The sequence below is a fragment of the Corynebacterium sp. H127 genome, from assembly GCF_037482665.1.
Classification (GTDB): domain Bacteria; phylum Actinomycetota; class Actinomycetes; order Mycobacteriales; family Mycobacteriaceae; genus Corynebacterium.
Genome location: NZ_JBBHKY010000001.1, coordinates 370,111 through 381,288, shown reverse-complemented (window position 1 = coordinate 381,288; position 11,178 = coordinate 370,111). Strand labels below are relative to the sequence as shown.

The following is an 11,178-nucleotide window of genomic DNA, read 5'->3' as shown; positions in this document are numbered from 1 at the left end:
CTACGAAAGGAACAACATTGAGCGGCGCTAGGCCTATTGCTGATTTACAGGATTCTCTCCTCGGGTGGGCATCCCAAACTGAACTGGAATTAGCACAAACGCTAGCCGACATCGAATTTTTCCCAAATTCGAGCCTTTCCCGGGATGAGCTGCAGCGCATCGAGCGATTCTTCGGCACATTCGTCCGACGCCAGCTGTCCGCTGGGGCGGACTTTGCTGCTCTGTTATCAGTGATGCCCGCGCTCACCACCACCACTTTGATCAAGCGCGCGTCGCGCATGGTGGAACGAGATCACCTCTTTGAGGAGTACTGTGCGGGGCTGGAAATCCCCGCCCACCACTCGAAAGTGGTGGCAAGCTGTGCACTTCAACTGATTGAACAGGTCGGCCTGCTCGTGGTCGGGACAGACCCCGTAGCGGCCTTGGAACTTCATACCGGCGTGACCAGCGCGAAAATTCCTGATGTTCTGGAGGCCCTGGATAACGGCGAGGATCCTGCGAAGCTGGATATACCGCAGTGCGAGCATCACCAAAAACTGTTTGCTGATATCGCTGCCGTCCGTGATTTCTCCGTGGAACATCCCACTTCTTGGCTGGACCGCGACCGCTCGCATTTGACGTTGGCGCCACTGGTGAATGATTCGGTGGTGGAGGAGCTCAAAGAGCGCCCCGCTGGAACTGAAGGACGTCGCACCGCGGTCGGAGTTGCTACCCGTGAACTGCGCCCCCGCGTCATTTTGGATGCAGTGCGGCGTAAGGTGTGTCTCCGGTTGCCGGAGCAGCAAGTGCCAGACGGTGATGAGATCCTCTGGCGTGTCAGCGTGGAAGGCACGACCCGAATCTTCCGCACTGGGCGGCCTTGGGGCGATACTTCTCCCTACACAGAGTCACTTGATATCACCCTGGATAATCCGATTCGTGAGCTGACGGTGCATGATTCCACCAACGGCATCACCTGGCACGTCCCAGTGATCAACTCCGAAGACCCCGTTTTGGTGTTTACCCCCAAGGGGCACAACATTACGGCTAAGGCTTCGTTGCATTATGCGGCATTGCAGGTCCTCGCCCCGGCGGATGCCGAACTCGTGGATGTGGTGACCTCTAAGCAACTTCCTGAGGTGGAGTCCTTCCAGATCGAAGGCTGGGAGTCTTGGACGTGTCATGTTCTGGACACCTCCAAAGCTGATTCTTTGCAGCTCCTTCGGCCTGGCCAACAAGTCTCTCCAGTGCGTCCGGTTCGCTCCATCAATCCGCGACAGCGTGTGACCTTCCGAGACCCAGCGCCAGCTATTGAAAATATCAGCACTGCAGCAGGGCTGCCGGTTCACAACGAAAGTTTGTTGGTGGATTTCCCACCTACGTTGTCTGGTTCAGATGAGATCTGGTATCTCTCGATTTCTTCATTCGGCGGTGTCGGCGCAGCCGGCGAGGAAGTCATGCAAGAAGAACCGCTCGAGGTACCAGCTGAGGGCGGCAGCTTCGAGATCTTCGATCCTGAGGCCTATGAGGATCCTTGGGTAGGCGAGTACTTGGTTCGGTTGCGCGGCCCGCGTAACGAGTCATTCCGCCATGAATATGCCATCGTCGAGGGGATGGCCGCCTCCACCGATTTCGCTGGCCTGGTCCGTTCTGTTCGTATTCCCGCCACGGGTGGCCTCAGCACCGCCGTACTGCTGGTTAAGCCGACGTTTAAGCCTTTTGAGGTCAGCCCCGCTGAGATTGAGGTCGCTCCCAACGCCGCTGAGGCAACCTTTGCGGTGACCACTGAGGTAGGCGATCAGCTTCCCTTGCGTTTCACGCCGCCACGACTGCAGTTTGATCTACCGCTCGTCGGCAAGCCTGCGCTGTGGCGCACCACTCGCATTACCTGCCGCGCGGCAGACCTTGACCCAACCCGGGAGCTGCGCATTCGTGCGGGGCGTGACCTCGGGCGGCCGACAGTCACACTGCGTAACCACCACGGCGCGCCGGTTCGTACCGTCAAGCTCGCTTCCGAGGACGGTGTGACTTACACCTGCATGATTCCGGCCACCACGATGCTCACCGGACGCCTCGAATTGGAATGGACTGATGCACGTAGCAAGAAGCGGGCGTCGGTAAACCTGGCCGATATTGACAGCACCCCGCACTACACCGATGTCAGTCTCGACGGCGGTGAGCTGGTGTTGGAAGGCTTTATTGCAGGTCGTGACCTCGAGGCTTGGGTATGGCTGGAAACTGCGCCATGGGTGCCTGCTTTGTCCTTGCCACTGACAGGTGCACGCACCACACTGCCTGCCGCGCTTATCGACGCCGGTCCAGTGCTCCTAGACATCCATTCCAACGACCCCTTCAACACTCTGCGGGCGCCTTATGCGCCAACCGCCTCCGCGGTCCGCGTGGCACAACCAGGCTTCTTCTCCCAACAGACTGAGTCCTTCGCGCAGCTTTCTGCGTTCCTAGCGGGGGAACAGGAAACGGCGCCGAGTGACCCGCAGGTGTTGCCAGTGCTGTGGGACTATCTGAGCAGCTGGAACAGCGATCACCAGAACCGGGCGTCGGTGGTCTCTGCCTTGTCCGCGAACCCTGGTGCTGCGTTGGAGGCCCTTTCGGCCTCCTTGGTGCCAGCCGAAAAACAGCCGGGCCGGATTATCTCTTCTGGTTTGATTTTGGGGGCATTTACTGCAGCTAGTTCCGTGGATCGCCACCGCACGCCATGGATCGGAGCGCTGGAGCTGATGGGCAAGCTGCCAGCTTTGCTCGAGTCAGAAGAATCAACTCGTCCTGTATTACAAGAATTGGAAGAGATCGCAGGTAAACGCCTGGTAGAGGCACTGACTACTGGCAGGGACACCACTTTGGATACTGCTTGTATTGATCGCGGCACGGTACAGCTAGCGGCCATGGATGCGGCCCAACAGCAGGCGCTTCTTGGTGTCCTGTTTGGTCAAGGCGACATTGTGCCGGGCGCCATCATGGAAGATTCGGCACGTCTACTTGCGGTCATGGAGGCATTCCATCGCCGCACGGAGCTCACCGCGATCTTGTCTGATGAAACGGTTATTCAGACGATGGTGAGTACGCTGCGGGCGCTCAAAGGCACCAATCGTGCGTTGTACGCTTCTGCGCGGGTGCGTTTTGACAAGCTGGACGGTGTTGATACGAATTCGCGGGAAAACCACTGGGCGCTTGCGCCGGTAGCCTCGCTTGTCTTTGCTCTCGCGGCGCGTATGCATGCGCATGGGCTGATCGGTAAACCAAAGCTCCTATTGAAGGCTGCCCCAGCGTGGGCTGCACTCGCGGAGGTCATTCCGGATCTAGTGACCGGTGACCTGATTTCAGCGGAAGCCATGGTCCTGGCCCTAAAGTACCCGGGGATGTAAGTGCTATAGCTGCTGCATTAGCCGTCGTGGGCCTCGTGTCGACGGCGGTTGTGCAGCATGTGCCGATATGCGTGGGGCTCACTGCCGTGGACGTCGCCAGCGACGTGCTCGGCGTGGGAAAGCCCTTCGCTGAGCAGAAGCTCCAGGTGTTCGTCATCGGCGGAATAGAACATGAAGGTGCCTTGGCGTCGGAAGTTCACCAGTCGGGCTGTCTTGAGTTTCGCAAGGTGCTGGCTGACTACAGAAGGGGAGACCTCGAGTAGTTCGGCCAGTTGTCCGACGCTGAACTCGCCTTGAAGCAGCAACCAAATCAGTCGGATCCGAGTTGGGTCGCTGAGGATGCGAAAGGACTCGGCCGCCAGGTTGGCATGCATCATGTCTGGAGTGTGGACAGTGTCGTGCTTGTGCATATATTTACTATAACTACTTGCGTATCTGCACATGTATGCAGATACTTAAATTATGTTGACGCAACCAGCAACGCACGACCATGAGCATGGGCACACACATGCGCACGCGCACGGTGATGAGCACGGCTTATGGCAGCGTTTCCGGCACGCTATCCTGCCGCACTCTCATGATCATGCCGACATGATCAGCGATTCGACAGAGGCTACTAAAGTGGCAATCCGCGCCGCGTGGCTCAGCTTGGCTGGAATGGCCGCAACCGCGTTGCTGCAGGTGGTCATAGTCGCGATCAGTGGTTCGGTCGGGTTGCTCGCAGACACAATTCACAATATTGGCCACCTCGTGACCACCATCCCGCTCATCATTGCACTCCGGATTTCCACGCGTCCGGCCACCAAGCGCTACACCTTCGGCTTCAAGCGTGCCGAGGACCTAGTGGGATTATTTATCGGGCTGGTGATTGCGGTTTCGGTGGTGTTGATCTTTATCGACGCATTTGATGCCCTCCGGCACCCACGCGACATGGCAAACTCCGGATGGGTTCTCGCCGCCGCCATCATCGGAGCCCTGGGCAATGAAGCAGTGGCGCAGTTCCGAATCCGATCGGGGCGGCGTGTGGGCTCGGCCGCACTAATTGCGGAAGGCCAGCATGCGCGCACCGATGCCCTGACCTCAGTTGCGGTCATCTTCGGTGTAGTAGGAACCTGGCTCGGTTTTTCGCAGCTCGACGCGGCCATCGGACTGTTCATTGGGGTGATGGTTCTCGGGGTCTTACTCAGCTCCATGCGGTCCGTACTGCAGCGGCTTCTCGACGGCAGCGACCCCGCAATCGTGGATACCGTCCAGGAAGAGCTGGCAGAACACCCAGAGTTGAGCGGGGTGCAGCACATCCGAGCGCGCTGGCTGGGCCACCAACTGTGGGTAGAAGCGGACGTCGATATGCGGCCCGACGCCACCGTGGCCGACATGGCGCACCTGCGTCATCACGTGGGCGAGCATCTCAAAAGCCGACTGCCACGGTTGGAAAGCTTTTCCTTGAATTGCCAGCCGGTTACCCCACCCGCCTCGGGATAAGTGGCAGCGGGCCGAGGTTTGCTGACACTATGGAAACCATGATGAATACCACTTACCTGATCCTCGGCCTTGTTGTCCTTGCGCTACTGCTAGCTGTCATCATCATGATCGTGCTGGGAAACAAGCGCAAAAAGGACAAAACCGTTACCTTCACCAAGGAAGAGCAGCCGAAAGAGCTGACGCGTGAGGAAAAGAGTGGCAACTATCAGGCCGCTGGCGGTTTCAACTTTGCGCCCGCCAAGGATAAAGAACCTGAGCTCCTGGACGGCCAACGCTTAGACGCAGTACAGCCGCAAGAGCAGCAGGCCGCAGCATCAGTCATGCCACCAGTTCCAGCAGCACAACCGGAGCCTAAAACGGCCACGGACATGGTGCTGAAAAAGGTGCCGGCTCCAAAGCCGGAAGCTGAAGTTTCTGAGCAGGCCACTGCGGAGCAAACGCATCAGGTCAGGGAAGAAGAAACCGGTGCTGAGGTACCTGCTGCTGCAGCTGCTACTGCCGCGACCACCCCGCTTGCTCGAGAGGTAGCAGAAGAAATTAAGGATGTTAAGGACGTCGAAACGCCGGCGGAACCAGAGATTGCTGAGGAAGCCGAAGAAGCTGCCGAGGCCGCTGCAGTAACCGTCGATGCCGCAGAAGCAGCACTCGAACAGACCCCCGTGCCGGACACTGCTCCGGCTCCGGCACCGCAACCACTCGATGAGATCGAACCTGCTGTCGGACGCTTGGGCAAGCTGCGCGGAAAACTGGCAAAGTCCAATAATTTCCTTGGCCAGTCTGTGCTCGGCATGCTCACTGCTGGTGACCTGGATGAGGACTCCTGGGAGGAAATCGAGGATCAGCTGATCATGGCTGATCTCGGTACAGCAACCACAGTTAAGGTTGTGGAAAGCCTGCGTGAAAAGATCGCGGCTCGGGGTGTGGAAACCGAAGAACAGGCCAAAGCCATGCTGCGCGAAACCCTCATCGAGGTGGGAAAGCCAGAGCTGGATCGCTCCATCAAAGCGATGCCTTATGAGGGTAAACCAGCAGTTGTGCTGGTCGTCGGCGTCAACGGCACCGGCAAGACCACTACTACCGGCAAGCTTGCCCGCGTTTTGGTGTCGATGGGGCACAAAGTGTTGCTCGGCGCAGCCGATACTTTCCGTGCCGCGGCCGCGGACCAGCTGGAGACCTGGGGACGCCGTGTGGGCGCTGAAACTGTGCGAGGCGCAGAAGGCGCAGACCCTGCCTCGGTGGCTTTTGATGCAGTGGCTAAGGGCGTAGAAACTCAAGCGGATGTTGTGCTCATCGATACCGCAGGTCGCCTCCACACTTCTGTCGGTCTGATGGACCAGCTCGGCAAGGTCAAGCGCGTGGTGGAGAAGAAGGCAAAGGTAGACGAGGTGCTGTTGGTGCTAGACGCTACCGTTGGCCAGAACGGCTTGATGCAGGCGCGTACCTTCCGGGACGTAGTAGATATCACCGGTGTTGTGCTCACCAAACTCGATGGCACTGCTAAGGGCGGCATTGTATTCCAGGTCCAGGAGGAGCTGGGAGTGCCCGTCAAACTCGTTGGACTCGGTGAGGGCGCAGATCACCTCGCGCCCTTCGAGGTGGAGAGCTTCGTGGACGCCTTGCTGGCTTAGCAGCCATCGCCCACGTTTTTCAGCCCGCGATATGGATGAACTTTTACATCGTCCAGATCGTGGGCTTTTGCATGTTGCGGACTCGTGAATAAAAGAACTTCAGCTCGGTTACTGCAGGTTTAGGATTTCTGCATTGGGTCAATGATGGGCCCCAAGATCAGAGAAAGAAGGCCCGTCATGAACACGGAAGTCTTTGCCAATACCTCGTGGATGTTGGTGTCCACCGCGATGGTGCTCCTCATGACACCTGCGCTTGCGCTGTTTTACGGCGGCATGTCCCGCCAAAAGTCGGTGCTGAACATGATGATGATGTCCTTCGGCTCACTCGGTGTAGTGACCGTTGTGTACATCCTGTGGGGTTGGTCGATTTCCTACGGCTCCCAAGACATTGGCGGCATCTTTGCCAATCCTTTTCAGTTCTTTGGCTTACACGATGCGATTTCCGTCAACGGGATGCCGCTGATTTCCAAGTTTGGGTATCCAACGGTTATCGAGATCGGATACCAGCTCACATTCGCTGTGATTGCTTGTGCCTTGATTTCGGGAGCGCTTGCAGATCGTGTGAAGTTCGGTACCTGGTTGGTGTTCACTGGTGCCTGGTCCACCTTCGTCTATTTCCCACTCGCACACATGGTGTGGGGCGGTGGATTGCTCTCTGAGCACGCGCATTCGGTTGCTGCCTGGATGTTTGGTGCGCATGGTGACGAAGCGGCAGTGCCACCAGTTGATTTCGCGGGTGGCACAGCAATTCACATTTCGGCAGGCACAGCCGCGTTGTTGTTAGCGATTTGCGTCGGCAAGCGCCACAGCTTTATGCGCTCAGCTCACCGTCCACACAATCTCCCGATCGTCATGTTAGGTGCCTCGCTGTTGTGGTTTGGTTGGTTCGGTTTCAATGGCGGCTCGGCGCACGGTGCCAGTTGGCTCACTGGCCTAGCGACGCTCAACACGACGGCTTCGGCGGCCGCCGGCATTTTGGGGTGGTTGTTAGCGGAAAAGCTTCGCGACGGCCACGCAACCTCTCTCGGCGCGGCTTCCGGAGTCGTGGCTGGACTGGTGACGATTACCCCTGCTGCTGGTGTGCTTACCCCGTTAACCTCGATAATTTTAGGCTTCATTGGTGGCATGCTGGCTGCCTTTGGTGTGGCGCTCAAGTTCCGTTTCAAATTTGACGATTCCCTCGACGTTGTCGGTGTTCACCTCGTCGCGGGTATTTGGGGAACAATCGGGCTGGCCTTCTTTGCCGATGGCAAAGGTATCTTCACCGGAAACCCGAGTTATGGATTCAAACTGCTCATCGTGCAAATCGTGGTGGCGGCTCTGACGATGCTGTACGCGGGTCTCGTCACCGCAGTCATCGGCTGGATCTTGGAAAAGACTATGGGGTGGCGCGTCGACCGCGATGTGGAGCACGGCGGCATCGACGCCCACGTCCACGGTGAAACCGCATACGATGCCCTCGGAATGGAAGGTAAATAGCAAATGAAACTCATCAGTGCAGTAATTCAGCCCTTTATGCTTGACGACGTCCGCGCGTCACTGAGCAGTCTTGGCTGCCATGGCATGACGGTCACCGATGTCCAGGGCTTCGGAAATCAAAAGAGCCACAAGGAGGTTTATCGCGGCGCGAACTACAACCCGGAATATGTGGCAAAGTCCAAGATCGAAGTACTCGTTCATGACGAGTACGTAGACCAAGTGGTGGCGGCGATACTGGAATCTGCCCGCACAGGCAAGGTGGGCGACGGCAAGATCTGGGTCACCCATGTTGAAGACGTAATCCGAGTGCGGACAGGGGAGCGTGGCGACGGAGCGCTCTAAGGATGCGCCCTTCGGGTGTTATTCCGCAGACGAAGAGGTGCGGGGTTGCAGCTGGCAACTCCACTTTTGCATTAATGCTGCTGTTTTCGCTCTTTCTTTATCTGCAAGCCCAAGTGGGCGCCAACTAGTGGCATTATGCACAACACCGCCATGAAGATGATGAATCCAAGATCGAATGGTTCACCACTGTAGATCCGCAGGCAGATGCCAATTATTAGAACTACAACTGAAAGAACCCAAAATGGCGCTTCGCGCCGCGGTTTTACAGACAATGAGCTGCTCCTCCACTAATGTTGACCCGCACCGTGCGAGCATTCGGATAAATCCCGTGAGCAGTTGCAATTGCCGCCACAGCGCCAGCGAACCTGGCAGCTGCGCGACAGTCTTCGCCTGCTGTTTTCACACTCTTCTTGAGAGCGTTGAAAGAAATATGATTCATGAAAATCAGATCCACTTCTGATGCTAGCTGGCGACTGTGCTGGGGGGGGATCTAGCAATGTTTGACATTGTATTGTGGCCGGAGCGTGATCTATTTGTAACTGCTTCTTTTAAAGGGGATACGAATCAAATTTGATAGATCACACGGGTTGAGTTTATGGAACTAGCTAAGCTTAAGTTTCATATTGAGGTGTGCGCCATCCTGATTGACCTGTCCATAATAAGCCGTTGAGCTTGTTTTTCAATCCTTGTCGGTGCGCTAGTGATTCTAGGCGAGCCCGAGATTTATCGTCGAGAGGCAGGAAGTCAGTGGGCGTGGAGTAGTCATGCGAATCAACATCATCGAGAGCTACGGCAATCGTTCTGTTGTTTTGATCGCATCTCTTCAGGCCGATAGGGCTCCGCCATTAGTTCTCGGGTCTTGTTGTGCTTGGCGGACCGGGACGAAGGGCGGATTGTCTGTGGCGCTAGTTGGTGCGTTGTCCATAGCCACAACTGCGAACTGCTCTTGAGGAGCTTCTGCTGTCGTGGCCTGCAAATCAGTGCGTGAAAAGTGGTCCGGCGACCAGGAGGGGCATCAATTTTCTATGGAGGCTCATCAAACGGCCCTTCTCTCGAGATAATGAAGAAGTTGAGGGATGACGTTTAACCTGGGTCCTTTGGGGGAACGCAAGTAGCAAGCAAGGTAGCCGACTTCGGAAGCCTTAGAATGTCCAAACTTCGCGCTGAAAGAATCGGCGACTAGAGTTGAACGGAAAGTTGTAGTAGCTGACCACTAGGGAGCCATAGACGTGTTTGAATCTTTGTCCGACCGCCTGCAAACAGCCCTCACGGGTCTTCGAGGCAAGGGCAAGCTGTCCGAAGCGGACATCAACGCCACCGCGCGTGAGATCCGTCTTGCTCTCCTAGAGGCTGACGTTTCGCTAACGGTTGTGCGCGGTTTTATCAAGCGCATTAAGGAACGTGCTGCCGGGGCAGAGGTTTCTGAAGCGCTAAACCCAGCTCAGCAGGTCATTAAGATTGTTAATGAAGAGCTGGTTGAGATTCTCGGCGGTGAGACGCGCCGCATCACCCTGGCGAAGAATCCACCGACCGTCGTTATGCTTGCTGGTTTGCAGGGTGCGGGCAAGACCACCCTTGCCGGCAAGTTGGCCAAGCACCTGACCAAGCAGGGGCACACCCCGATGCTGGTTGCCTGCGACCTACAACGTCCGGGTGCGGTGCAGCAGCTTCAGATTGTCGGTGAGCGGGCTGGGGTACCGACCTTTGCACCCGATCCGGGCACGGCTATGGACACCCTTGATCACGAGATGGGTACCTCGCATGGGGATCCGGTTGAGGTGGCGCGCCAGGGTATTGAGGAAGCGAAGCGTCAGCAGCGTGACTTCGTCATCGTGGATACCGCCGGCCGCCTTGGTATCGACGAAACCTTGATGACGCAGGCCCGTAACATCCGCGACGCGGTGAACCCCGATGAGGTCCTCTTCGTCATCGACGCCATGATCGGCCAGGACGCGGTCCAAACCGCAGAGGCTTTCCGTGACGGTGTCGATTTCACCGGCGTGGTGCTGACCAAGCTGGATGGCGACGCCCGTGGTGGCGCCGCGCTGTCCATCCGTGAAGTCACCGGCAAGCCCATCATGTTCGCCTCCACCGGCGAAAAGCTCGAGGATTTTGATGTTTTCCACCCCGAGCGCATGGCAAGCCGAATTCTGGGCATGGGCGACATGCTCACCCTGATCGAGCAAGCCGAGGCGACGCTGGATCACGAGCAGGCCATGGCCACCGCCCAGAAGATGGGCACGGGGGAGCTCACTCTTGAGGACTTCCTCAATCAGATGCTGATGGTTCGTAAGCTCGGTCCGATTGGCAACATTTTGAAGATGCTGCCTGGTGGTAAGCAAATGTCTGATATGGCGGACATGGTGGATGAAAAACAGCTCGATCGCATCCAAGCCATCATTCGAGGTATGACGCCAGCTGAGCGGGCGAACCCGAACATTCTGAATGCCTCTCGCCGTAAGCGCATTGCTGTGGGCTCTGGCGTGGCTGTGTCCGATGTGAACAATCTGGTCGAGCGGTTCTTCGAGGCCAAGAAGATGATGGGCAAGATGGCCGGGCAGATGGGCATGCGCGCCATGGGCGGCGGCTCTGCCACTAAGAAGAAGCGCACCACCCGCAAGGGCAAGGGCGGCAAGAAGAAGCCGATCAAGAATCGCGGACCAAAGATGCCAGGTGGCGGCATGCCAGGAATGCCTGGCGGCATGCCTTCCATGGAAGAACTGCAGAAAATGCAGGAGCAGATGGGTGGCGCGGGGATGCCAGGTATGCCGGGTATCCCGGGCATGCCAAAGATGCCTAAAGGCATGGAGAACATTGACTTGAACAAGCTCAAGTTCGATAAGTGATGATGCGGTAGGGGTGTATCGCCACCTCTGCCGCTACCG

Annotated in this window: 7 protein-coding genes; 6 read left to right on the top strand and 1 reads right to left on the bottom strand. The window is 57.3% G+C overall.

Annotation, left to right across the window (positions count from 1 at the left end):
* Positions 1–17: 17 nt before the first annotated feature.
* On the top strand, positions 18–3,362 hold the full coding sequence (locus WG936_RS01805) for a hypothetical protein (protein ID WP_339571954.1): 3,345 nt from the start codon (positions 18–20) through the stop codon (positions 3,360–3,362).
* Positions 3,363–3,379: 17 nt separating this feature from the next.
* Here WG936_RS01805 and WG936_RS01800 read toward each other — a convergent pair whose 3' ends face one another.
* Positions 3,380–3,772 (bottom strand): ArsR/SmtB family transcription factor, encoded by a 393-nt coding sequence (locus tag WG936_RS01800; RefSeq protein ID WP_339563687.1) that lies wholly within the window; start codon positions 3,770–3,772, stop codon positions 3,380–3,382.
* 52 nt (positions 3,773–3,824) lie between these two features.
* Between WG936_RS01800 and WG936_RS01795 the strand changes: the two genes are divergently transcribed.
* From WG936_RS01795 to ffh, 5 genes are all read left to right on the top strand, one after another.
* On the top strand, positions 3,825–4,844 hold the full coding sequence (locus WG936_RS01795) for a cation diffusion facilitator family transporter (RefSeq protein WP_339571953.1): 1,020 nt from the start codon (positions 3,825–3,827) through the stop codon (positions 4,842–4,844).
* Positions 4,845–4,885: 41 nt separating this feature from the next.
* Complete coding sequence (gene ftsY, locus WG936_RS01790) at positions 4,886–6,472, top strand: signal recognition particle-docking protein FtsY (protein WP_339572027.1); 1,587 nt, start codon at positions 4,886–4,888, stop codon at positions 6,470–6,472.
* A gap of 177 nt (positions 6,473–6,649) precedes the next feature.
* A complete protein-coding gene (locus WG936_RS01785; RefSeq protein WP_339571952.1) occupies positions 6,650–7,951 on the top strand; it encodes an ammonium transporter in 1,302 nt (433 codons plus the stop codon).
* A gap of 3 nt (positions 7,952–7,954) precedes the next feature.
* A complete protein-coding gene (locus tag WG936_RS01780; RefSeq protein ID WP_339571951.1) occupies positions 7,955–8,293 on the top strand; it encodes a P-II family nitrogen regulator in 339 nt (112 codons plus the stop codon).
* Positions 8,294–9,522: 1,229 nt separating this feature from the next.
* Positions 9,523–11,139 (top strand): signal recognition particle protein, encoded by a 1,617-nt coding sequence (gene ffh, locus WG936_RS01775; protein WP_339571950.1) that lies wholly within the window; start codon positions 9,523–9,525, stop codon positions 11,137–11,139.
* Positions 11,140–11,178: the final 39 nt, after the last annotated feature.

Excerpts from the sequence above, each read along its gene's own strand:
- WG936_RS01800 (WP_339563687.1), bottom strand. The coding sequence starts at position 3,772 with ATGCACAAGCACGACACTGTCCACACTCCAGACATGATGCATGCCAAC.
- WG936_RS01795 (WP_339571953.1), top strand. The coding sequence starts at position 3,825 with ATGTTGACGCAACCAGCAACGCACGACCATGAGCATGGGCACACACAT.
- ftsY (WP_339572027.1), top strand. The coding sequence starts at position 4,886 with ATGAATACCACTTACCTGATCCTCGGCCTTGTTGTCCTTGCGCTACTG.
- WG936_RS01785 (WP_339571952.1), top strand. The coding sequence starts at position 6,650 with ATGAACACGGAAGTCTTTGCCAATACCTCGTGGATGTTGGTGTCCACC.
- WG936_RS01780 (WP_339571951.1), top strand. The coding sequence starts at position 7,955 with ATGAAACTCATCAGTGCAGTAATTCAGCCCTTTATGCTTGACGACGTC.